Origin of the sequence: Stenotrophomonas sp. CASM114, from assembly GCF_049384325.1 — a bacterium.
Taxonomy (GTDB): domain Bacteria; phylum Pseudomonadota; class Gammaproteobacteria; order Xanthomonadales; family Xanthomonadaceae; genus Stenotrophomonas; species Stenotrophomonas muris.
Map to the genome: position 1 here is coordinate 83,926 of NZ_JBMRGJ010000004.1, position 22,738 is coordinate 106,663.

Below are 22,738 nucleotides of genomic sequence, written 5' to 3' on the forward strand. Positions count from 1 at the left end.
GACCGAGGTCGGCATCTACCAAAACCGGTTGCCGGCCAGCGGCCGGCGCTACCCCCTGCAACAACCGCCGCATCGCCTTGGTAGGTGCCAACCTTGGTTGGCACGAAATCCACAGCGCCGACCAAGGTCGGCATCTACCAAAACCGGTTACCGGCCAGCGGCCGGCACTACCCCTGCGGCAACCGATGCATCGCCCTGGTAGGTGCCAACCTTGGTTGGCACGAAATCCACAGCGCCGACCAAGGTCGGCATCTACCAACGGCGGTCACCGGCCAGCGGCCGGCACTACCCCTGCGGCAACCGATGCATCGCCCTGGTAGGTGCCAACCTTGGTTAACACGAACCCACAGCGCCGACCATGGTCGGCATCTACCAAACACAGTCACCGGCCAGCGGCCGGCACTACCCCCTGCAACAACCGATGCATCGCCCTGGTAGGTGCCAACCTTGGTTAACACGAACCCACAGCGCCGACCATGGTCGGCATCTACCAAACACAGTCACCGGCCAGCGGCCGGCACTACCCCCTGCAACAACCGATGCATCGCCCTGGTAGGTGCCAACCTTGGTTGGCACGAAATCCACAGCGCCGACCAGGGTCGGCATCTACCAAAACCGGTTGCCGGCCAGCGGCCGGCACTACCCCTGCAGCAACCGACGTTGCAACCGCTCCACCGCACGCTGCAGCAGCACCCGGTTGCGGCCCAGCTTCATCCACTGCGGCAGGCGCGAGAACATCGAACCGTTGGTAACGCCCGCGCGCTCGCGCAGAGGCGCGGCAGCGTAGTCGTGCAGTGCCTGCAGATGGGCTTCGTTGTAGGCCCACAGCACGCCGGCCGCGGTCTTTTCGACCAGCCGCAGCGGCAAGCCAAAATGCGGATCGATCGCCTCATTGCCACGCCATCGCGACAACGTGACCTCCACCTCGCTGCTGCGTCCGCACTGACTGCAGTCCGCCGCCAGCGTCCGCAACGGCGACACTGCACGCGCACGGTGCAGCTCGGCGCGGACCCATTTGTGCCCGCAGTATCCGCAGGGACGATAGCCGCTGTAGCGCACGGGCCCGACCCAGTCGCCCGCGGCACAGCAACCGCAGCCGCATCCACTGTCGAGGGCTGCGCTGCAGCCCAGGCAGCGGAAACGTCGCGATTCCGGCGTCCGCACCACCCAGCCGGGCGTATCGCAGCGGTGGCAGCGCACCGCGATGCGGTCCGAATAGCGCCACAGGGCGTGGCCGTCATCCAGATGCCGGCCCGGCAGCGGCGCAGGCCGCAGGTCGCGATTGCGCCGCACCGTCATCAGACGTAGATCCGCGTCGGCGCCTCGTCGACGATCGCGTGCGGCACGAAGCGCGCACTGTCGCGGGTGATCGCGCTGTCATCCTCGCGGATGCCGATGCCGCAGGCATGGTCACCGATCACCCAACTGCCGATCAGCGGATAGCCGCCTTCGAAGCGGGTGAGAGGATGCGCACGCTGGATGATCGCCGGGCCGTCGTAGGGACCGTCGCTGCGTTGGGTGCTGCCATCGGCCAGGTGCATCTCGATGTTGGCGCCTTCGCGCGAGAACAGCGGTTTGCGTACCCAGCCCGACGCCAGCGTGCTGCCGTCATCGAAATGCGCTTCCAGCAGGTTCGGATGGCCCACGTTGCGCTGCCACAGCAGCGGCAGGATGCCCTTGTTGCTCAGCACCGCCTTCCAGGCCGGTTCCAGCAGCTGCACGCCCGAACCGGGCAGCGCGCGGCCGAATTCCTCGGCCATCAGGTCTTCCAGCGGATACAGCTTGAACAGCGTGCCGATCACCGAATCGTCCAGCGCGGTGAAGCGTCCGTCCTCGGACAGGCCGATGTCCTCGATGGCGATGGCCTGGCCATGCAGGCCGGCCTGCGACGCACAGTCGCGCAGGTACTCGACCGTGCCGCGGTCTTCCTCCGAACTGCCGACCGCGCTGAAGTACAGCGGGGGCGGCAGCTGCGTGGCGAGGTCGCCGAAACGCTCGACCAGCGCTTCGTGGATCGCGTTGAACTGGTCGGCATGCTGCGGCAGGCGACCGGCATTGCGCTGGTCTTCCAGCCACTGCCACTGGAAGAAGCTGGCTTCGAACAGCGAGGTCGGCGTGTCGTAGTTCAATTCGTACAGCTTGGCCGGGCCGGTACCGTCGTAGGCCAGGTCCAGGCGGCCATAGAGGTGCGGCTGGCGCTGGCGCCAGCTGTCGGCGATCCAGTCGCGGTAGTGCGACGGAATCGCCAGCTGGTCCATCAAGCGTTCGCTGCCGATGACATCACCGACCAGATCCAGCGCCATCTGGTGCAGCTCGGCGCTGGGGTCTTCGATGTCCTGTTCGATCTGGCGCAGGGTGAAGGCGTAATACGCGCGTTCATCCCAGTACGGCTGGCCGTCGATGGTGTGGAAGCGGAAACCCGCCTCTTCCGCGCGCGCCCGCCACTGGGCACGCTCGGCAATCCGGATGCGCTGCATGGGTCGATCAGCCGCCGTAGCTGCCGCTGGTGCTGCGGCGTGCGCTGGTGTTGCCGAAGCCACCACGGCTGGCAGTGACCGCACGGTTCGGCTCGCTGGTGACCGGGGCCAGGCCGGCCTTGCCAGCACCGATGCCGCTGGCGGTGTTCAGGCCACCGGTGCCGCCCGGTGCCGGGCGCGCCCAACCCGCATTCTTGTCCTGGTAGGCCGGTGCCGACGCCGGCGCCTGCGGGGCGAGGCCGCCGCGGTTGCTCAGCATCTGCGACATGAAGAAGCCCATCATCATCGGGCCGATGAACGAGGTACCGGCCGAGGTGTGCTGCTGCACGCACTGTTCCGGCTTGTAGTCCTTCTCGCAGGCTTCCTTGCTGGCGTACTTCGGCGCCGCATCGGCGGCCTGCTTCTGCGCTTCAGCGAACGCATTGCGGCACGACGACGGATCGCCGGTGGCCTCGGTGCAGGCCTCCACCGAGGTATACAGGCCTTCCTGCACCTTCACCTCCGGCTCCTTCTGGCAGGCGGTGAACAGCAGCGGCGCGGCGCTCATCAGCAGCAGCGCGGTGGTGCGGGAACGTTTCATGGCCTCATGCCCTGTCGACGGATCAATGCCCCAATGATGCCAAATCCGGGCCAGCAACCGGAATCGGCAAAGTGCGAAAGATGAACGGACTTTCATTTTCGTCGGCATTGGGGTCAGAGCCCATCGCGCCGCGATGGGATCCGACCCCAGGCGACGCACCGCTCTGGTAGGTGCCAACCTTGGTTGGCACACATCCCGCGGCGCCCGGTCATGCCCGGCGCGCGCAGCCAAGTCTCCGGCAAGAAGCCCCCTTGTTGTTCAAGGGGGGCGCGCCGAAGGCGCGGGGATAAGGGGAAATGCGCGGACCGCCAAGCCGCTGCAAGCGGTGAAGGTGGTTGCAGCAGCAACCGAAAAAATTGGCCATGATCGGCTGACCCCCACGTCGTACGGCCCGCCCGTTCCGCCCGCCATGCCCGAATACCGTTCCCGCACCTCCACCGCCGGTCGCAACATGGCCGGCGCCCGCGCCCTGTGGCGCGCCACCGGCATGAAGGACGGCGACTTCCACAAGCCGATCATCGCCATCGCCAACTCCTTCACCCAGTTCGTGCCCGGCCACGTGCACCTGAAGGATCTCGGCCAGCTGGTCGCGCGCGAGATCGAACAGGTCGGCGGCGTCGCCAAGGAATTCAACACCATCGCCGTGGACGACGGCATCGCGATGGGCCACGACGGCATGCTGTATTCGCTGCCCAGCCGCGAGATCATCGCCGACGCCGTGGAGTACATGGTCAACGCGCACTGCGCCGACGCGCTGGTGTGCATCAGCAACTGCGACAAGATCACCCCCGGCATGCTGATGGCCGCGCTGCGCCTGAACATCCCGGTGGTGTTCGTCTCCGGCGGGCCGATGGAAGCGGGCAAGACCAGGCTGTCCGAGCACAAGCTGGATCTGGTCGATGCGATGGTGGTGGCCGCCGATGACAGCGCCTCCGACGAGAAAGTCGCCGCGTTCGAGCGCAGCGCCTGCCCCACCTGCGGTTCCTGCTCGGGCATGTTCACCGCCAACTCGATGAACTGCCTGACCGAGGCGCTGGGCCTGTCGCTGCCCGGCAACGGCACCACGCTGGCCACCCACGCCGACCGTGAGGCGCTGTTCCGCCGCGCCGGCCGCCTGATCGTCGAACTCTGCCATCGCTGGTACGGCGGCGAAGACCCCAGCGCACTGCCGCGCGGCATCGCCACCCAGGCCGCGTTCGCCAATGCGATGACCCTGGACATCGCCATGGGCGGCTCCACCAATACCATCCTGCATCTGCTGGCCGCCGCACAGGAGGCGGAGGTCGACTTCGACCTGACCCACATCGACGCGCTGTCGCGGCGCGTGCCGCAGCTGTGCAAGGTGGCGCCGAACACGCCGAAGTACCACATCGAGGACGTGCACCGCGCCGGCGGCGTGTTCGGCATCCTCGGTGAACTGGACCGTGCCGGCCTGCTCGATACCACGGTGCCGACCGTGCACAGCGCCAGCCTGGCCGACGCGCTGGAACGCTGGGACGTAGTGCGCAGTGACAACGACACCCTGCATGCCTTCTTCAAGGCCGGCCCGGCCGGCATCCCTACCCAGGAGGCCTTCAGCCAGGCCACGCGCTGGCCGACCCTGGACATGGACCGCGCCGAGGGCTGCATCCGCTCGCTGCAGCATGCGTACTCACTGGAAGGCGGCCTCGCCGTGCTGCGTGGCAATCTGGCCGTGGATGGCTGCGTGGTGAAAACCGCCGGCGTGGACGAATCGATCCACGTGTTCGAAGGCCCCGCGCGTGTCTATGAAAGCCAGGACGCCGCCGTCGCCGGCATCCTCGCCGACGAGGTGCAACCGGGTGAGGTAGTGGTGATCCGCTACGAAGGGCCGAAGGGCGGCCCGGGCATGCAGGAGATGCTGTACCCCACCAGCTACCTGAAATCGAAAGGACTGGGCAAGCAGTGCGCGCTGCTGACCGATGGCCGCTTCTCCGGCGGCACCTCGGGCCTGTCGATCGGCCACGTCTCGCCGGAAGCCGCCAGCGGCGGTGTCATCGGTCTGGTGGAGAACGGCGACCGCATCCGCATCGACATCCCGGCCCGCCGCATCGACCTGCTGCTGGATGAGGCCACGCTGGCCCAGCGCCGCGCCGACGCCGATGCACGTGGCTGGAAACCGCGCGCGCCACGCCCGCGCAAGGTCACCAGCGCGTTGAAGGCCTACGCCCTGCTGGCCACCAGCGCCGACAAGGGCGCCGTACGCAACACCGCCCTGCTCGGCGATTGATGCCGATCCGGTAGTGCCGGCCGCTGGCCGGCACCTGGGAAAAGGGGACGGAGGGGATTAAGTCGTTTGAGGCTCAAACGACTTAATCCCCTCCGTCCCCTTTTTTCAGCCGATCACGCGCTTGAACGGCGGCAGCGCGTCGATGATGCGCTTGCCGTAGCGGCGGGTCAGCAGCCGCGAATCAAGAATGACCACGCGGCCGGTGTCGGTGGAGGTGCGGATCAGGCGGCCGGCGAACTGGGTCAGCGTGCGCAGCGCATGCGGAATGGCGATCAGGTTGAACGCGTTGAGCCCGCGTCCCTCGAACCACTCGCTGAGGGTGGCGGTCTGCGGGTCGGTCGGCACGGCGAACGGCACCTGGGTGATCACCACCGTGGTGCAGGCCTCGCCGGGCAGGTCGAGGCCCTCGCCGAACGAGTTCAGGCCGAACAGCACCGAGCCCTCGCCTGCCTCGACACGCCGCAGGTGTTCCTCGATCAGCCGGGTCTTGGACATCTCGCCCTGCACCAGCACCTGCTTGCGGCGCGCGGCCGGCATCAGCCCGGCCACCTTCTCCATCTTCCAGCGCGAGGTGAACAGCACCATCGAGCCCTTGGCCCAGTCCAGTTCGGTGTCCAGGTAGCGCGCCACTTCGCGCGGGTGGCCTTCGCGGTCGTCCGGCGTGACCGGGAACTTCGGCACGATCAGTTCGGCCTGGTTGGGCAGGTCGAACGGCGACGACAGCGAGACCATCTCGGCCTCTTCCGGAATGCCGTTGTCGATCGCCAGCGACTGGAAGTCGCCACCGCCGGTCAGCGTCGCCGAGGTCATCACCACCGAGTCCACTTCATCCCACAGCAGCTTGCGCAGCACGTGCGCGGCCGACACCGGCGAACCGTGCAGCACCAGGTCGCCATCGCGGGTGGCAGTCACCCAGCGCGCCATCGGCGGCGCGCCGTCCTTGTCTTCGCGGCGCCACGCCTGCCACAGGTTGTACTGCTGCTCGATCATCTCCAGCGCCATGCCCAGGTTGCGCTGCAGGCGCTCGCGCGCGGCATCGTCCGGCTTGCCCTTGGCCACCTGCGTGGTGGCCGCATGCGCCCAGTTGTAGAGGCTGCGGGTATCGTCGGCCAGTGCCTCGATCGGCTCGCGCCAGGCCTCGGGCAGGCGTCCATTGGCCGCGCGCCACATCGGCTCTTCGTCCGCCGGCGCCGGCATCCACACCCGCTCGATGTGATCACGGAACGCGCGCAGCTGCTTGGCCACGTTGCTGGCGACTTCGATCGCTTCGTTGGGCAGCAGGTTGCCCAGCCGGTCCTTGTCGACCGCGCGGTACGCACCGGCGATCAGGATCTGCAGGCGGCCGGTGCGCTTGGCCATCTCGTCCAGCGCGAGGCTGGCCGCACCCTGGTCGATCGCCACGTTGCCGATGTGATGGCCTTCGTCCAGCACCAGCAGCATGTCCGAGGGTGGCGCGATCAACGGCTGGCCGTTGTCGCTGTCACCGATCGACAGCGCCGACAGCAGCAGCGCGTGGTTGGTGACCACGATCTGTGCGTCGCGCACCGTATTGCGCGAGCGCAGCACCGCGCACTGCGCCGAATAGGCGCAGCGTCGCCCGGCACAACCCGAGGCCGGCGTGGTGATGCGGCTGCGCAGGCCGGGACTGATGGTCTCCGGCGCATTGTCGATATCGCCATCCCAGCTGCCGCTGGTGAAGGCGTCGGTCAGGCGTTTGGCGATGTCCATCTCGATCGGCGCCAGCGGCCGGTCGAACAGTGGCGCGTCATCCTCGAACATGCCACCCTGCGAGCCCTCGCCCTGCGCCTCGGCGGCATTGCGCGTGCACAGGTAGCGGGTGCGTCCCTTGGCCAGCGCCACGGTCGCTTCCAGGCCGGTGGCCTTCAGGAAATTCGGGATATCGCGCTCGACCAGCTGCGACTGCAGCGCCACGGTGCCGGTGCTGATCACCAGCTTCTTCTTGGTGGCCAGCGCGATCGGCACGCCTGCGGTGAGGTAGCCCAGGCTCTTGCCGACGCCGGTCGGCGCCTCGACCACGCCGACGCCACCGCTTTTCGACAGCGCGCGCGACACCACGCCGATCATCTGGCTCTGCGAGCGACGGGTGGAGAAGCCGGGGGTATTGGCCTGCAGCGTCGTGTACGCCTTGCGGATCGCGTCCTTCAAGGTGTCATCGAGCGTGCGCGGAGCGGCGACGGTTTCGGTCACGCCGGGAACTACCGTAGCTGGATCAGGCCGGTCATTGTCGCATGGCCGGCCGCGTTCACTGTTGCTGGCACCCTGAACGAGCCAGCGACGACGCCCGCCGGCGCGCACGGTCCGAAGCCCGCGCCGCACAGGGGCGAAACACGCCGGGCGTGGCCCGGCGCCAGCGCTCAGGCGACCGGGGCGGGACGGCTACGCAGCAGGCGCACCAGCGCCCACACCAGCAGCACCACGCCGATGGCCTCGACCATCGCCAGCGCGAAGTGCACCACGCCGAAGATGGCGCTCATGCCCGAGATGGCGCTGAAGTTGCCGCTGCTGACCAGCCACATCGGCAGCATGCCCGCCGCCAGGCCACCCAGGCTGGACAGCAGCAACAGCAGCAGGCCGACCAGCGCGCCGGTGCGGGTGGCATCGCGCGGCGCACCGACCACCCAGACCAGGCCGACGCACAGCGCGATCAGCACCGGCAGGCGCACGCCGACCATGCTCAGCACGGTCACCATCAACGTCGTGCTGTCCATCGGTCAGTCCTCGCCGGCCAGCACGGCCGAGCCCTGGCGCAGCGACTGGTAGACCTCGCCGGTCTGCGGGCGCACGCCGTGCCACTGCAGGAAGCTCTCGGCGGCCTGCTCGACCAGCATGCCCAGGCCGTCGACGGTATTGCGGCACTGCGCCGCACGGGCCCAGGCCAGGAAGGCGATGGCCGCCTCGCCGTAGTTCAGGTCGACGGCAGTGGTCATCGAATTGACCAGCGACAGCGGCAGCTTGAACTCGACGTCGCGGTCGCGGCCAGCCGAGGTGGCATTGACGATCAGTTCGAAGTCGCCGAGGTCGCGCAGGTCTTCCCAGTAGCGGCTGATCGCACGGCCGGGCTCGCCCATCGCGTCGATCAGTTCGTCGGCGCGCTCCGGCGTGCGGTTGACCACCACCAGTTCGGTGATGCCGGCATCGAGCAGCGCCGGGGCGACGCTGCGCGCCGAGCCACCGGCGCCGATCATCAGCACGCGGCGGCCGCGCAGGTCCAGGCCGTGGCGGTCGGTCAGGTCGCGCACCAGGCCGATGCCATCGGTGGTGTCGCCGTGCCAGCGGTCGCCCTTGCGCAGCAGCGTGTTGACCGAGCCGGCGCGGCGCGCGCGCGCGGTCAGCGTGGTGCACACCGAGAACGCGGCTTCCTTGTGCGGCAGGGTGACGTTGGCGCCGACACCGCCCTCGGCGGCGAAGGCCTCCAGTCCGGCCAGGAACGCATCCGGGGCCAGGTCGATCGCGCGGTAGTCGATGGCGATGCCTTCCTGGCGACCGAACGTCGCGTGGATCTGCGGCGACTTCGAGTGGGCAACGGGGTGTCCGAAGACGGCGTAACGGTCGGTCATGGAATCCTCAAGCTGGCTAGACTGATGCTCTTTCGTGCACGGAACCGGATGATGCGCATCACCCCGCCCCTGCTGGTGCTCGCCGCCAGTCTACTCTCTGCCCCCGTGGCGATGGCGTTGAACGAGTACGGCATCGAAGGCATGGGCGTGGTCTCGACCCGCGCCGACGAAGGCCGTGCCACGATCAGCGCCGATGGCCAGCGCATCGTCTTCGCCCGCCGCGGCGAGGCCGGCTGGGGCCTGTGGCAGGCGCGCGTGGTGGACGGTCGCTGGCAGCAGGCACAGGTACTGCCGGTAGGCGTGGCCGGTGAAGCCCGCGATCCCTACTTCAGCCGTGACGGCCGCTGGCTGCTGTTCGCGGCCGGCCGCGAGGGCGCGCTGGCGCTGTACCGCGCCGCGTTGGCCGCCGACGGCCGGCTGGGCCCGGCGCAGCCGCTGGCCGGTGACGGCGGGCGCCGGGAAGAGCGCGGGCCGGCCCTGAGCGCGGACGGCAAGCAGCTGTTGTTTGCCCGCCAGCAGGGCCGTGGCGCCGGCTGGGACCTGTTCGTGGCGACGCTGGATGCGCAGGGCCTGCGCGGCCCGGCCAGCGCACTGAGCGCGTTGAACAGCGCCGACGACGAGACCGACGGCGACTGGCTGGGCCAGGACGGCGCCGTGGTGTTCAGCCGCGGCAATGGCAGTACCGCGCAGGTCTGGAGCAGCGGCTGTGCGTGGAGCGGTGTAGCGCTGCAGCCGCTGGGGCTGTCGTTCAACCAGGCCGGCGGCTGGACCGGTGCGCCGGTGGTCGACAACGCCAAGCCGGGCGAGATGATGGTGGCCAGCAGTGCAGCGAAGGCGCCGCGTGCCGGTGGCGTGGACGTGTACCGGTTGGCGGTGCCGAAGGTGGCGGCGGTGGCCGGGTGCGCGCGGTAGATCCACGCCATGCGTGGATGGCCGTTTGGTAGATGCCAACCTTGGTTGGCATACGTGAAAGCGCCAACCAAGGTTGGCGACTACCAGTAGATCCACGCCATGCGTGGATGAAACGCCCTGTCAGCGCGACAACACCTTGGCGCGCAACTGCTCGTACTCCATTTCGCTCAGCTGGCCGTTGTCCTTGCGCTGGTTCAACGCGGCCAGCTCGGCCTGCACGGTCTCCGGCAGCGCCTGCTCACGGGCCACGTGGCGGGCAGCGGAGAGCTGTTCCGGCGGGCGCTTGCCGGCCCGCCAGGCGGCGATGAAGACAGCGACGATGATGGCGCCGAACACCAGCGTACCGGTGCCCCAGATCAGCCATTGCATCCATCCCAGTTCGGGTCCCATCGCGCAGTCCTCCGTCTATCGTGGCGCTATTGTCAGCGCTCGCGCAGCCATCGCGCCACCTGCGGCGCGAAATAGGTCAGCACACCATCGGCGCCGGCCCGCTTGAAACCCAGCAGCGACTCCAGCACGCAGGCGCGTTCCTCCAGCCAGCCGTTGGCGAAGGCGGCCTTCATCATCGCGTACTCGCCACTCACCTGATAGGCGAAGGTCGGCACACCGAATGTCTCCTTCACCCGGCGCACCAGGTCCAGGTACGGCATGCCCGGCTTGACCATCACCATGTCGGCGCCCTCTTCCAGGTCCAGCGCGATCTCGCGCAGGGCCTCGTCGCCGTTGGCCGGGTCCATCTGGTAGGTCTTCTTGTCGGCCTTGCCAAGGCTGGCCGCGCTGCCCACCGCATCACGGAACGGGCCGTAGAACGCCGAGGCGTACTTGGCCGAGTAGGCCATGATGCGCACGTTGATGTGGTTGTCGGCATCCAGCGCACGGCGGATCGCGCCGATGCGGCCGTCCATCATGTCCGACGGCGAGACGATGTCCACACCGGCCTCGGCGTGCGACAGCGACTGCTTGACCAGCGCTTCGACAGTGATGTCGTTGAGCACGTAACCCTTGTCGTCGATGATGCCGTCCTGGCCGTGGGTGGTGTACGGGTCCAGCGCCACGTCGGTCATCACTCCCAGTTCCGGGAAGCGCGACTTCAGCGCGCGGATCGCACGCTGCGCCAGGCCGTCCTCGGCCCACGCCGCCGACGCGTCCAGCGACTTCAGCGACGGGTCGATCACCGGGAACAGGTCGATCACTGGAATGCCCAGTTCCAGCGCTTCTTCGGCCACCTTCAGCAGCTCTTCGATCGACAGCCGCTCCACGCCCGGCATCGACGGCACTGCGGTGCGGCCCGCCCGTTCGTGCACGAACACCGGGTAGATCAGGTCGTCGGTGGTCAGCGTGTTCTCGCGCATCAGGCGGCGCGAGAACTCGTCGTGGCGCATGCGGCGCGGGCGGTAAAGCGGGTGGGACATGGCAGGCTCCGAGGAGTGGCTATTGCAACAGGTAGCCCTGCGGCAGCAGGGGTTCGGGCAACGGGCGTTCGCCGAGCGCGTCGAGCTGGTCGATCTCGATCGTGCGCACCAGCGCGTCCAGCGGCAGGTCGTTCGGCTCCAGGCCGAACGGGTCTTCCATTTCTTCGCCCAGCTGGTCCAGGCCGAAGAAGGCGTAGGCCAGCACCGCCGACAGTACCGGCGTGCCCCAGCCCAGCGAGCTGGCCAGGCCGAACGGCAGCAGCACGCAGAACATCCATGCGCAGCGATGCAGCAGCAGGGTGTAGGCGAACGGCAGCGGCGTGGTGAGGATGCGCTCGCAGCCGGCCTGGATCGACGACATCGCGTGCAGGCGCTCTTCCAGCTGGGTGTAGAGGATCGGGTCGAGTTCGCCGGCGCGCAGGGCCTGGGCCAGCTCGGCAGCGATCATCGACAGCAATGCGTCGGGCACGTTCTCGCGCTGGCCCAGCTGCTCGCGCTGCGGCTTGTCCAGCCACGGCAACGCCGCCAGGGCCACGATGCGCCCGCGCAGGCGCGCGGCCAGCGCATGGGCAAAAGCCGTAGTGAGGTAGGCGATGCGGCGGCGGCGACCGGCGTCATCGGCCAGCAGCAGGTTCACCTGGCGGGCCAGCGAACGCGATTCGTAGACCAGCTGCCCCCACAGCTTGCGGCCTTCCCACCAGCGGTCGTAGCAGGCGCTGTTGCGGAAACTGAGGAAGATCGACAGGACCAGGCCGAGCAGGGTGAACGGCGTGACGGAAACGCGCTCGATGCCGGTCGGCGGCGCCAGTTCCACCACCGCGGCCACCGCGATGGACAGGATCAGGATGGCCAGCACCTTCGGCGCGATCGCTTTTACGATCGAGCCGCGCAGGATGTACAGCAGTTGCCAGCCGTGGGGACGGGGTCGGATGATCATGGGGCAGCCGCGCCGGGCGCGGATTCACAGGCACGCGGGGGGCTCGCGCAGCCGTTCATTGTACGCCGCTGCCCGGCCCTCGGCCGTGTACCTGCGACGCCCTGTCGCACCCGGCGATGCGGCTCAGATCACGCCGCCACCCAGGCCCAGGCGCAGGATGCCGACCACCACCACGATGCCGTTCAGCACCAGCCCGGCCCAGGCCCGGCCGCGCTTGGTCGGGTGGGTGAACAGGATGCCCAGCGCGGCGATCACCGCGCCCACGGCGGCGAACGGGATCAGGAACCAGTTGCCCCAGCCCAGCAGCGGAATCAGCGCCAGGATCATCCACAACAGCGCCAGTACGCCCCACAACAGACTGATCACGCCCATTCCACTCTCCCGCAGTTGGTTCCTGTCTGTGCACCATAGTCGTTCCCGCCGTCGCCGCCTACTGCCGTTGGCGGGGCTGTCACCGGCACCGTGCTAGCGTGCCGCCGTGCCTGCTCTGGGCCGGGTGTTGGCGCCGATTCAGAGTGGCCCGCCGATGATCGCAACCAGTCCTACAGGGGTCGTGCCATGAACATCCGTTGGGCCGCGTTGGCGGCCATCCTGCTGGTCGCCGCCGGCTGTGCCAGCACCTCCAAGGTCATGCTGGGGCGCGCCCGCGCGCCGATCGATCCGGCACTGGTGCAGATCTATTCGACGCCGCCGGCCGGCTCCCAGGAAATCGCCCAGCTGGAATCGGCGTCTGCCGTGGGCTTCGGCACGCAGGGCCAGACCGATGCAGCGGTGGCGCGCCTGAAGCGCGAGGCCGCAGCGCTGGGCGCCAATGGCGTGGTGCTGATGGGCGTGGGCAGCAGCGGCTCACCGGTGGGCATGTCGGTGGGTGCCGGCACGTTCGGCTCGCATGTCGGCGGTGGCGTCGGCATCGGTATTCCGACCACGCAGAAGCGCGCCGCCGGCGTGGCGATCTGGGTGCCGAACCCGGAACCGCCGGCACGACTGCCGACGCAGGTGATCACCCCGCAGCGGTGACGCGGCAGCGTCACCGCAGGTAGTGCCGGCCGCTGGCCGGCAACCTCAGGAATCCTCTCGACGCCAGGGGAATGCCGGCCAGCGGCCGGCACTACCGGGGGTGTTCAGCGCTTGTACTTCGGCACGAACACCTTGTTCACCGCGTCGGCCAGCTGGTCCGGCGGCAGCAGGCCCTGGTCGAGCAGGAAGTTGTTGAACGCCAGGCGGTCGAACTTCGCACCCAGTGCCAGCTCAGTCTGCATGCGCAGTTCCAGGATACGGGTGTAGCCGTAGAAGTAGCTGCCGGCCTGGCCCGGCATGCGCACCATGTAGCGGTCCAGTTCCTGGGTGGCCATCGCCTTGGACAGGCCGACCTGCTCCATCAGCACGCGCTCGCCGTTGGCGCGGTCGGTCAGGCCGAGGTTGAGCATCGGGTCGAGCATCGCGCGTGCGGCGCGCAGCAGGCGGAACTGCAGGGCGATCATCTGCCCGTCCAGTGGCTCGTACGGCACCATCTCGGCCTCGGCATACAGCGCCCAGCCTTCCACGTTCACCGAATTGAACGCGAACATGGTGCGTGCCAGCGACACGCCGCGCTCGACCATCGCGGTGAACTGCAGCTCGTGGCCGGGGCGGCCTTCATGCGCACTCAGCGTCCACGCCGCCGCACCGAAGTTGAAGTCGTCGTACTGTGCGCCCGGGCCCGCGGCCGGGTTGCCCAGCGGCAGCACGAAGGTGCCCTGCTGCCCGGTGTTGTTGACCAGCGGCGCCGGCAGGAAATGCGGGGCCGGGCTGGCCGCGCTCTCGGCGGCCGAACCCAGGCGCATCTGCATGGCGCGCTTGGGCACGTCGACGATGGCATGCTCGCGGATCAGCGGATCGATCGCATCGATCACCTTGCGGTAGTGGCCTTCCAGATGGTCGTCGGCGATCTTGTCGGCCTTCAGCGCGCGGATCACCGCCACCGGGTCGCTCGGGTCGGCCACCTTCAGGCCCTTGTCCTTCACCACCAGCGGCGCCAGCTGCTGCATCGCCGAGCGGGTTTCCATGAACTCCAGCTGCGCGCGCTGCATCAGCAGCTTCGGGTCGATGTCGATGCCGACCTGCTTGAGCTGGTAGGCGTACAGCGGCGCCGGCAGCCGTGCGTCGGTGCGCGCCTTCGGCAGCACGGTCGAGCGCGTCCAGCTGGCGTAGTCCTTCATCTGCCCGGCCAGGGCCTTCATCGCTTCATCGGCGCCGGCGATCTGGTACTTCTTCAGCAGCGACTCGATGCCGCTGATGTAGGTCTCGACGTTGTCCAGCGACTGCTGCACTTCGATCTTCGTCGGCTGCAGCAGGCTGCTGTCCTTCAAGCGCTCTTCGTAGCGCTGGCGGGCCAGCGTGGTGAACGCGGTGCCGCCCGGCTGCAGGCCGGCGTAAGCCTTGAGGCGGTCGATCGCCTTGGCCCGGCGCTCGGCCGGCACCTGGTCGGACAGCAGCAGGTTGAGGCCGCTGAACACCGTCTGCGGCGCGTCACTCCACGGCAGCAGGTACTTCTCGTTGAGCTCACTGCCTTCGATGTTCTGGTTGGCGGCGTGGATCATGATCTCCAGGTCCTGGCGGACGTTGGGATCCTGCTCGGTGGCCAGCTTCGCCTTCAGTTCGTCGCGGGCCTTGGCCATCGCGGCGCGGTAGCGCTTGCCGTTGTCCGCGCCGAGGTCGGCCACCTTGTCGTCGTAGCCGGGCACGCCGAAGAAGCCGGTTTCTTCCGGCTGGAACGGGCCCTGCGCATCGAGCAGGATCTGCGCCAGTGCGTTGCTGCGGGCGACCCAGGCCGGGCTGGCCGGTGTGGCGGCCTTGGCGGCGGGTGCCGCCAGCGCCGGCGGTGCGGACAGCAGCGGGGCGGCGGTCAGGGCCAGGGCAACGGCCAACGCGATCGGCTTCATGGTGCACTCCAGGACAGGGTTGCCCGCACCCTACGCGCTCAGCGCGGTGGCGACAATCGGCCGGAGGTCACAACGCTGCGGTCAGCGGGCATTCGCCGCGTTCGCGGCAGGCCTGCAGTTCGCATTCCTGCGCGGCCTCATCGTCATCCAGCGCAGTCAGGTCGAAGGTCTGCTTGTTCTCCCCCAGCACGTACATCACCGGGTAGTCCCACACGTCGTCGCTGCGGGTGCCCTTCACGAACAACCGGCCGTGTGCGCGGGGGCCTTCCAGGGCCACGGTCAGGCCGACATCGCGCTGGCCGTTGAGCGCGGTCTGCATGCTGCCCAGCGGCATCGATTCGGTACGCAGCGGCTCGCCGAAGGCTTCCACCAGTTCGATGCTGCAGCCGGCGCGACGCATCGCCTCGCGCATCGGTGGGCTCTCGCGTGCCGCCTCACTCCAGCGCAGCACGCTCCAGGCCACCGTGCCACCGGCCCCGGCCAGCACCAGCAGCACGGCCACGGGCATCGCCCAGCGCCAGTGGCGGGACCACCAGCCGGCGGGCTTCGGGCCGTGGGTGGGAATCGGCGGCGGCAGTGTCATCGGCGGGCTCCTTCCCGTCTGTGTTTCAAGGCTGCAGGCAGCGCCCCAGGAAGGCTTCGGCCACACGATAGCGATGCAGGGCATCGGCGCCGGACAGGCCATGCTTGGCACCCGGGTAGGTCATCAGCTCGAACGGCTGGCCGCGCTTCTGCAGCGCGCTCATCAAGCTGGTCGAATTGGTGAACAGCACGTTGTCGTCCGCCATGCCGTGGATCAGCAGCAACGGCGAGCGCAGCCCATCGATGTGGGTCAGCACGCGCGCTTCACGGTAACCGGCGTCGTTGCGCGCCGGCAGGTCCATGTAGCGCTCGGTGTAATGGCTGTCGTACAGGCCCCAGTCGGTGACCGGGGCGCCGGCCACGCCGCAGGCGTACTGGTTCGACGCCTTGGCCAGCAGCATCAGGGTCATGTAACCGCCGTTGGACCAGCCCTGCACGCCGATGCGCGCCGGGTCCACCCACGGCTGCTGCTTCAGCCAGGTCACGCCGCGCAGCTGGTCGGTCACTTCCACCGTGCCCTGCTTCCCGTACAGCGCACCACCGAAGTCGCGGCCGCGGCGCGGGGTGCCGCGGTTGTCCAGCGAGAACACGACGTAGCCCTGCTGGGCCAGGTACTGGTTGAACAGATGGTCGCCACGGCCGGGCCAGCTGTCGGTGACGGTCTGGCTGGCCGGGCCGCCATAGACATACACCGCCACCGGGTAGCGCCTGGACGGATCGAAGCCGGCCGGCTTGATCAGGCTGTAGTGCAGTGGCGTCTTGCCGTCGGCGGCGGTGAGCGTGCCGAACTCGACCGGGCGCTGCGCGTCGCGGTAGCGCGCATACGGGTGCTTGGGATCGGCCAGGTTGTTTTCCACCAGTGTGGCGATCTTCTCGCCGTTGGCGCGGAACAGCTCGATCTGCGGCGGCGTGGTGCTGTTGGACCAGCTGTCCACATAGACGCTGGCGTTGCGGGCGAAGCTGGCGCTGTGCATGCCCGGCGCCTTCGACAGGCGCTGCGGCTCGCCGCCCTGCAGCGATACCGCGTAGATCTGGCTTTCGCGCGGGCTTTCGATGCCGGCGCGGAAGTAGGCCTTGCCGGCCGTCTCATCCACCGCCAGCAGCTCGTCCACCGGCCAGTTGCCGTGGGTCAGCGCGGTGGCCTTGCCGTTGCTGTCGATGCGGTACAGGTGCTGGAAGCCGGTGCGCTCGGACGACCACAGCACGCCGCCGTCTTCAAGGAAGCGCAGGCTGTTGTGCAGCGGTACCCAGGTCGGGCTGGTCTCGTGGGCGAGTACGCGCTGGCGGTTGGAGTCGAGTGCCACTTCCACCAGGTCCAGCTGCTTCTGGTCGCGTGACTGGCGCTGGAAGCTCAGGTGCTGCGCATCGCGCCAATCGACGCGGGCCAGGTAGATGTCCTGTTCCTTGCCCAGGTCGACCCAGCGCGGCTGCGCCTCGGCGGCCGGTGCGATCACGCCCAGCTGCACGCGCACGTTGGCGTCACCGGCGGCCGGGTAACGCTGTTCGATCACATCGGTGCGGTCGGCGTAGACCTCGTAGCGCTTCTGCACCGGCACCGGTGCCTCGTCGATGCGCGCGAACGCGATGGCCGAATCGTCCGGTGCCCACCAGTAACCGGTGTGGCGGTCCATCTCTTCATCGGCGACGAACTCGGCCACGCCGTTGCCGATGGTGGTGCTGCCGTCGCGGGTCAGCTGCAGCTGCTTTCCACTGGCCAGGTCGATCACCCACAGGTTGCGGCCGCGGATGAAGCTGACGAAGCCGCCCTTGGGCGACAGCTTGGCGTCGGTGGCGAAGCCCTCACCGTGGGTCAGCTGGCGCACGGCCGCCGCCCCCTGCTGCTTGAGGTCGTACAGGTACAGCTCGCCGCCCAACGGGAACAGCAGGCGCTGTGCGTCCGGCGACCACTGGTAATCGACGATGCCGGTCATCGCGGCGATGCGCTGGCGCTCGCGGCGCGCCTTTTCCTCATCGCTGAGGGTCTCGGTGCCGGGCAGCACCACCTTGGAATCAACCAGCAACCGGGTCTGGCCACTGCCGATGTCGTAGGTCCACAGGTCCAGCTGGTTGCGATCGCTGTCCTTGCCGCGCAGGAAACTGACCTGCGAACCGTCCGGCGCCACCTTGGGCTTCATCAGGGTCGGGCCGGACAGCGGCAGCGGGCCGGTGATGGCCTCCAGGGTCAGCTTCTCGGCGTGGGCGGCGGTACTGGTGGCGAGCATGAGGGCAAGCGAAGCGAACAGGTGGCGCATGGAGGATCCCGGCAAACGGCAGGTCCGCCCTGCGGCGGGCGCGGGGCGGTCGTTCCCCCATCCTAACCAAGCCCGTGCAGGAAGGCAGCATGACCTTCTGCCCATGCTGCGGTGCTGGGGTCAGGGCCCTTTGCGTTGCAAAGGGATCCGACCCCGCGGCGGGTCAGCGCTGGCCGAACAGGTGCTTGCGCTCTTCGTCGCTGAGCGGCTTGCCGGCGTTCGGGTTCACCTGCTGGCGCAGCGCATAGGCGCGCTGGGTGGCCGGGCGCGCGGCGATGGCCTCGTGCCAGCGCTTGAGGTTCGGGAACGCGGCGAAGTCCACCGGCAGCTTGTCGTAGGCGCCGATCCACGGGTAGCTGGCCATGTCGGCGATGGTGTACTCGTCGCCGGCCAGGAAGGCGTGCTGGGCCAGGCGCTTGTCCATCACCCCGTGCAGGCGGCGCACCTCGTTGTCGTAGCGCTCGATCGCGTAGGGAATCTTTTCTGGTGCGTACACGTTGAAGTGGCCCATCTGGCCACTCATCGGGCCCAGGCCGGCCATCTGCCAGAACAGCCATTCCAGGGTGGTCACGCGGCCGCGCGGGTCGCTGGGCAGGAAGCGGCCGGTCTTCTCGGCCAGGTACAGCAGGATCGCACCGGACTCGAACACGCTCTGCGGGGCACCGCCATCGGCCGGGGCGTGGTCGACGATGGCCGGCATCTTGTTGTTGGGCGAGATGGCCAGGAACTCTGGCTTGAACTGGTCACCCGAGCCGATGTTGACCGGGTGGATGCGGTACTCCAGGCCGGCTTCCTCCAACAGCAGGGTCACTTTGTGGCCGTTCGGGGTGGGCCAGTAATACAGGTCGATCATGGCGTCGGCTCGGGGTGCGGAAAGGAACCTGAAGTCTAGTGCGTGAGTTGGGTTGGCACCGTCATGGCGGGCCGGTAACCTCGCGGCTCCCCCGAAACGCACTGTCCTGCATGAGCCACAGTCCTCGTCCCCTGTCCCCGTTGTCCTCGCTGATCTTCGCCTCGCGCTGGCTGCAGCTGCCGCTGTACCTGGGCCTGATCCTTGCCCAGTGCGTCTACGTGTTCCTGTTCGGCAAGGAACTGTGGCACCTGCTGTCCCACTCGGTGTCGATGGGCGAACAGCAGATCATGCTGATCGTGCTGGGCCTGATCGACGTGGTGATGATCTCCAACCTGCTGGTGATGGTGATCGTCGGCGGCTACGAGACCTTCGTCTCGCGCCTGCGCCTGGAAGGCCACCCGGACCAGCCGGAATGGCTGAGCCACGTCAACGCCAGCGTGCTGAAGGTGAAGCTGGCGATGGCGATCATCGGCATCTCCTCGATCCACCTGCTGAAGACCTTCATCGCCAGCGGTGCGCTGGGCGGTATCCCGCTGTGCACGCCGGAGCAGATGAGCGTGGCCGCCGCCAACATCGGTGTCGCCCGCTGCTCGATGCTGACCCAGGAAGGCGTGCTGTGGCAGACCATCATCCACTGCGTGTTCATCCTGTCGGCGATCGGCATCGCCTGGACCGACAAGCTGATGTCCAACGGCCACAGCAAGTCGCACGACAAGGCACACGACCACTGAGGTCGCCGCCGGCCACGACATGATCGCCGCGGCCCCACCCGGCCACCACCCCTTGTGCGGGGCGGTGGCCGGGATGCTAGATTGCATCCTCGCCGTTGCCGGCGGTGGCGTCGGGAAACGCCACCCTGCCGCGCCTGGACCACGGGTCCCGGCCATGCATATCAATGATTTACGTCACGTCGTCTTCTAAAGGGGAGCAGGATGTCGCACGTCTCAACGATCACCGCCGCGCGCCGGTGGCTGCCGGTTGCCTTGGCACTGGCGCTGGCCGCCTGCTCGGGCAAGGAAGAATCCGCAGCACCGGCTCCGGCCGCCGCCCCCACCGCCGCTGCACCGGCCGCACCGGTGGTCGCCGCCAAGGTGCAGTCGATGGGCACCGAGCAGCTGCGTGAGTCGGCCAGCCAGGCCCTGCGCGAGAACCGCATGTACGCGCCGGCCGGCGACAACGCCATCGAGTACTACCTCGCCCTGCGCGACAAGACCCCGGACGACGCCTCGGTGAAGAGCGCGCTGACCGACCTGCTGCCGTACACCCTGATCGCCGCCGAGCAGCACCTGGGGCGCGAGGACTACACCGAAGCGCAGCGGCTGGTGGCGCTGATCGAGAAGGTGGATGCATCCGCGCCGGCCCTGCCGCGCCTGAAGGACGGCCTGGCCAAGGGCGTGCAGAACGCGGCCAAGCGCACCGAGGCCGAAGCCGAGAAGGCCAAGAAGGACGCCGAGGACCGCAGCAAGCAGCAGACCGAGCAGCAGCGCCTGGCCGAGCAGCGTGCCAAGGAAGCCGACGCGGCCAAGCAGATCGCTGCGCAGCAGGATGCCGCCCGCCGCGACAACGAGCGCCAGGAAGCCGAGCGCCAGGCCGCCGCGCGCCGCGAAGCCGAGCTGAAGCAGCAGCAGGCCGCCGCCCAGCAGGCCAGTGCCGCACGCCAGGCCGCGGCTCCAGCGGCCGCTGCGGCGCCGAACCTGCGCCCGGTCAGCACCCCGGCGCCGCGCTATCCGTCCGAGGCACTGCGTGCAGGCACCTCCGGCGAAGTGCTGGTGGAAATCACCGTCGGCACCGACGGCTCAGTGACCAACGCCCGCGTGCTGCGCGCAACACCTTCGCGCGTCTTCGATCGCGAAGCCATGAACGCGGTCAAGCGCTGGCGCTTCGAGCCGGTCAGCGCACCGGTCACCACCCGCCGTACCCTGGTATTCGCCCCGGGCGGCACCTGACCGCAAAAAGGGGACGGAGGGGATTAAGTCGTTTCCGCCCCCGCAATGAGGACACGGCCCGGCATGTCCGGGCCGTGTTCATTTCAGGAGAGGCTGTCGATCAGGCGTTGCAGTGCCGGATCGCGCGCGGCCAGCACCTGGAACAGGCCCAGCGCATGCAGGCCCGGCAGCAGCCCACGCAGATCTGCTTCGGCGGTGACGCGGGTGGCGTCATCGCTGGCGGGGTCCTGCCAGTCACGGACGCTGGCGAGGAAGGCGCCGACGCTGCCCTTGCGCACGGTGAGGCCGTTTACCTGCACCTCGTTCTGATGGTCGGGAAGAATGTCCTGCGGCTGCATGGTGATGCTTCTGTGGGATCGGGAGCCCAGTGTGACGCCCAGTCATCGGCAGTTCTGCCGTATAACTGCCATTGGATATGGCAGATCAGACATCACCTGTGCTGATTGACCCCGCTTTGGCGAACGCTGAAGGCGGTCCTCTCGTCATGGCCTCCCAGCTGCGGGTGCCGGGACGGCGCCGCACCGCGCGCCACCAGCACGTGCGCGGCCAGTTGCTGGGTGCCCACCACGGCCTGCTGCGGATCGAGGCCGGCGACCTGCACTGGCTGCTGCCGGCGGGGCATGTTGCCTGGATACCGCCCTTGCTGCCCCACGCCCTGATAGGGGCAGACGCATTCGATGGCTGGAGCCTGTACGTCCGCGCCGATACCGGCCTGGATCTGCCCCCGCTGCCCCGTATTTTCCAACCCGATGCGCTGTTGCAGGCGGCGGTGACGCGCGCACTGCGCTGGCCCCATCAGGCACTGGACGCTGCGCAGGCACGCCTGGCCGGCGTCATCGCCGATGAGATCCGTGCCAGCACTCCCTTGCCATTTGCCCTGCCACAGCCGCGGGATCGCCGGTTGCGGCGGATCGCGGCGGCGCTGGCGCGTTCGCCGGACGACCTGCGCAGCGTCGAAGCGTGGGCAGCCGCCAGCGGACTGTCCAGCCGCAGCCTCGCCCGCCGTTGGCAGGCCGCCACAGGCATGACCCTGGGCCAGTGGCGGCAGCGCCTGCGCGTGCTGCTGTCACTGCCACGCCTGCTGGCAGGCGAACCGGTGATCAGCGTCGCCCTGTCGATGGGCTACGACACGCCCAGTTCCTTCATCAACGTGTTCAAGCGCGAGATGGGGGTAACGCCCGCGCGGTACGCAAAAGGGGACGGAGGGGATTAAGTCGCTTCTGACTCCTCCGATACGCCTGCGCGGCATTACCTGATGCCCTACGCCACGGTGCCGATGCCAGGCTGAGGCCCCCTTCGACCTGGGAATCCCATGCCCCGACAAGCGCGCCTGATGCTGGCCGGCCAGGCCTATCACGTGATCCAGCGCGGTGTGAACAAGGGTGCGATCTTTGTCGACGACATCGACCGGCAACTGTTCCTGCATCTGCTGCACAGCGCTTTCCTCAAGCACCGCGTCGCACTGCATGCCTACGTACTGATGGACAACCACATCCACCTGCTGGCCACGCCATCCACGCAGCGTGGGCTGGCCGATGCAATGCGCATGCAGGGCAACAACTATGTGCAGGCTTTCAACCAGCGGCACGGCCGCACCGGTCCCCTGTGGCAGGGCCGCTTCCATTCCTCGATGATCGACAGCGACGCTTACCTGCTCAGCGTATACCGCTACATCGAACGCAATCCCGTTCGTGCCGGCATTGCGGTCAGTGCTGAAGATCATCCGTGGTCCAGCGTGCACGGCAACCTTCAACGACGCGATGACCCCATGCTGACCCCGCATCCCGCATTCAGAGCGTTGGCCGCGACCGCTCGCAACAGGACGGCGGTGTATGCGCGATTCCTGCGCGATGTGAATGCGTCCGCCGATCTGCCCGCAATCCGCAGTCATAGCGCCAAACAGCGTCCGTTGGGGGATGCTGCGTTCCTGCGGATGGTAGAGAAGACGCTCGGGCGCCCGGTGGCGATGCGAAGACAAGGCCGCCCGCGCAAGGAGGGGACGGGAGGGGCAGAAACGACTTAATCCCCTCCGTCCCCTTT

General features: G+C 68.3%; 22 protein-coding genes. 7 read left to right on the plus strand and 15 right to left on the minus strand.

What is annotated here, in order from left to right; all coding sequences use genetic code 11:
- Window positions 1–639: 639 nt before the first annotated feature.
- Genes VG566_RS06395 through VG566_RS06405 form a run of 3 tightly spaced genes read right to left on the minus strand, consistent with a single transcriptional unit; the run spans window position 640 to window position 3,057 of the window.
- Window positions 640–1,299, minus strand: a complete 660-nt coding sequence (locus VG566_RS06395; protein ID WP_032957033.1) for a hypothetical protein — start codon at window positions 1,297–1,299, stop codon at window positions 640–642.
- Window positions 1,299–2,477, minus strand: coding sequence for a glutathionylspermidine synthase family protein (locus tag VG566_RS06400; RefSeq protein ID WP_032957032.1), 1,179 nt, complete (start codon window positions 2,475–2,477; stop codon window positions 1,299–1,301). Before VG566_RS06400 ends, VG566_RS06395 begins: the two co-directional genes overlap by 1 nt.
- A 7-nt stretch (window positions 2,478–2,484) precedes the next feature.
- Entirely contained in the window at window positions 2,485–3,057 is a 573-nt protein-coding gene (locus VG566_RS06405) for a DUF1190 domain-containing protein (RefSeq protein WP_005420172.1), read from the minus strand.
- Between the two features lie 409 nt (window positions 3,058–3,466).
- Between VG566_RS06405 and ilvD the strand changes: the two genes are divergently transcribed.
- Entirely contained in the window at window positions 3,467–5,305 is a 1,839-nt protein-coding gene (gene ilvD / locus VG566_RS06410; RefSeq protein ID WP_032959069.1) for a dihydroxy-acid dehydratase, read from the plus strand.
- Between the two features lie 105 nt (window positions 5,306–5,410).
- Here ilvD and dinG read toward each other — a convergent pair whose 3' ends face one another.
- From dinG to aroE, 3 genes are all read right to left on the minus strand, one after another.
- A complete protein-coding gene (dinG, locus tag VG566_RS06415) occupies window positions 5,411–7,513 on the minus strand; it encodes an ATP-dependent DNA helicase DinG (RefSeq protein WP_014648788.1) in 2,103 nt (700 codons plus the stop codon).
- A gap of 167 nt (window positions 7,514–7,680) precedes the next feature.
- A complete protein-coding gene (locus tag VG566_RS06420) occupies window positions 7,681–8,034 on the minus strand; it encodes a hypothetical protein (RefSeq protein WP_014648789.1) in 354 nt (117 codons plus the stop codon).
- A 3-nt stretch (window positions 8,035–8,037) separates the two neighbouring features.
- Complete coding sequence (gene aroE, locus VG566_RS06425) at window positions 8,038–8,883, minus strand: shikimate dehydrogenase (protein ID WP_032959067.1); 846 nt, start codon at window positions 8,881–8,883, stop codon at window positions 8,038–8,040.
- 48 nt (window positions 8,884–8,931) lie between these two features.
- Between aroE and VG566_RS06430 the strand changes: the two genes are divergently transcribed.
- Window positions 8,932–9,795 carry a TolB family protein gene (locus VG566_RS06430; protein ID WP_126411491.1) on the plus strand — a complete coding sequence of 288 codons (864 nt, stop codon included), beginning with the start codon at window positions 8,932–8,934 and terminating at the stop codon, window positions 9,793–9,795.
- Window positions 9,796–9,915: 120 nt separating this feature from the next.
- Here VG566_RS06430 and VG566_RS06435 read toward each other — a convergent pair whose 3' ends face one another.
- The 4 genes from VG566_RS06435 to VG566_RS06450 form a co-directional block, all read right to left on the minus strand.
- Complete coding sequence (locus tag VG566_RS06435; RefSeq protein WP_032959066.1) at window positions 9,916–10,185, minus strand: hypothetical protein; 270 nt, start codon at window positions 10,183–10,185, stop codon at window positions 9,916–9,918.
- A gap of 32 nt (window positions 10,186–10,217) precedes the next feature.
- The gene (gene hemB / locus VG566_RS06440; RefSeq protein WP_164077007.1) at window positions 10,218–11,207 is read right to left on the minus strand and encodes a porphobilinogen synthase; all 990 of its coding nucleotides are present in this window, start codon (window positions 11,205–11,207) and stop codon (window positions 10,218–10,220) included.
- Between the two features lie 19 nt (window positions 11,208–11,226).
- Window positions 11,227–12,144 carry a bestrophin family protein gene (locus VG566_RS06445; protein ID WP_014038878.1) on the minus strand — a complete coding sequence of 306 codons (918 nt, stop codon included), beginning with the start codon at window positions 12,142–12,144 and terminating at the stop codon, window positions 11,227–11,229.
- 123 nt (window positions 12,145–12,267) lie between these two features.
- A complete protein-coding gene (locus VG566_RS06450) occupies window positions 12,268–12,516 on the minus strand; it encodes a hypothetical protein (protein ID WP_005420185.1) in 249 nt (82 codons plus the stop codon).
- Between the two features lie 186 nt (window positions 12,517–12,702).
- Between VG566_RS06450 and VG566_RS06455 the strand changes: the two genes are divergently transcribed.
- The gene (locus VG566_RS06455; RefSeq protein WP_005420187.1) at window positions 12,703–13,161 is read left to right on the plus strand and encodes a hypothetical protein; all 459 of its coding nucleotides are present in this window, start codon (window positions 12,703–12,705) and stop codon (window positions 13,159–13,161) included.
- Between the two features lie 104 nt (window positions 13,162–13,265).
- Here VG566_RS06455 and VG566_RS06460 read toward each other — a convergent pair whose 3' ends face one another.
- From VG566_RS06460 to VG566_RS06475, 4 genes are all read right to left on the minus strand, one after another.
- On the minus strand, window positions 13,266–15,065 hold the full coding sequence (locus VG566_RS06460; protein ID WP_053495951.1) for a DUF885 domain-containing protein: 1,800 nt from the start codon (window positions 15,063–15,065) through the stop codon (window positions 13,266–13,268).
- Window positions 15,066–15,132: 67 nt separating this feature from the next.
- Window positions 15,133–15,648 carry a cytochrome c oxidase assembly factor Coa1 family protein gene (locus tag VG566_RS06465; protein WP_014648795.1) on the minus strand — a complete coding sequence of 172 codons (516 nt, stop codon included), beginning with the start codon at window positions 15,646–15,648 and terminating at the stop codon, window positions 15,133–15,135.
- Between the two features lie 25 nt (window positions 15,649–15,673).
- On the minus strand, window positions 15,674–17,899 hold the full coding sequence (locus VG566_RS06470) for a S9 family peptidase (protein ID WP_423172600.1): 2,226 nt from the start codon (window positions 17,897–17,899) through the stop codon (window positions 15,674–15,676).
- A 163-nt stretch (window positions 17,900–18,062) separates the two neighbouring features.
- Window positions 18,063–18,752 carry a glutathione binding-like protein gene (locus VG566_RS06475; protein WP_014648797.1) on the minus strand — a complete coding sequence of 230 codons (690 nt, stop codon included), beginning with the start codon at window positions 18,750–18,752 and terminating at the stop codon, window positions 18,063–18,065.
- Window positions 18,753–18,862: 110 nt separating this feature from the next.
- Here VG566_RS06475 and VG566_RS06480 point away from each other — a divergent pair, with 110 nt between their 5' ends.
- The gene (locus tag VG566_RS06480) at window positions 18,863–19,483 is read left to right on the plus strand and encodes a TIGR00645 family protein (RefSeq protein ID WP_241884761.1); all 621 of its coding nucleotides are present in this window, start codon (window positions 18,863–18,865) and stop codon (window positions 19,481–19,483) included.
- 201 nt (window positions 19,484–19,684) lie between these two features.
- On the plus strand, window positions 19,685–20,698 hold the full coding sequence (locus VG566_RS06485) for an energy transducer TonB (RefSeq protein WP_014648799.1): 1,014 nt from the start codon (window positions 19,685–19,687) through the stop codon (window positions 20,696–20,698).
- 83 nt (window positions 20,699–20,781) lie between these two features.
- Here VG566_RS06485 and VG566_RS06490 read toward each other — a convergent pair whose 3' ends face one another.
- Window positions 20,782–21,036 carry a hypothetical protein gene (locus tag VG566_RS06490; RefSeq protein WP_032959056.1) on the minus strand — a complete coding sequence of 85 codons (255 nt, stop codon included), beginning with the start codon at window positions 21,034–21,036 and terminating at the stop codon, window positions 20,782–20,784.
- Window positions 21,037–21,113: 77 nt separating this feature from the next.
- Between VG566_RS06490 and VG566_RS06495 the strand changes: the two genes are divergently transcribed.
- Window positions 21,114–21,911, plus strand: coding sequence for an AraC family transcriptional regulator (locus tag VG566_RS06495; RefSeq protein WP_032959054.1), 798 nt, complete (start codon window positions 21,114–21,116; stop codon window positions 21,909–21,911).
- 99 nt (window positions 21,912–22,010) lie between these two features.
- Window positions 22,011–22,721 (plus strand): transposase, encoded by a 711-nt coding sequence (locus tag VG566_RS06500; protein WP_032959053.1) that lies wholly within the window; start codon window positions 22,011–22,013, stop codon window positions 22,719–22,721.
- The last annotated feature ends 17 nt before the right edge of the window (window positions 22,722–22,738 follow it).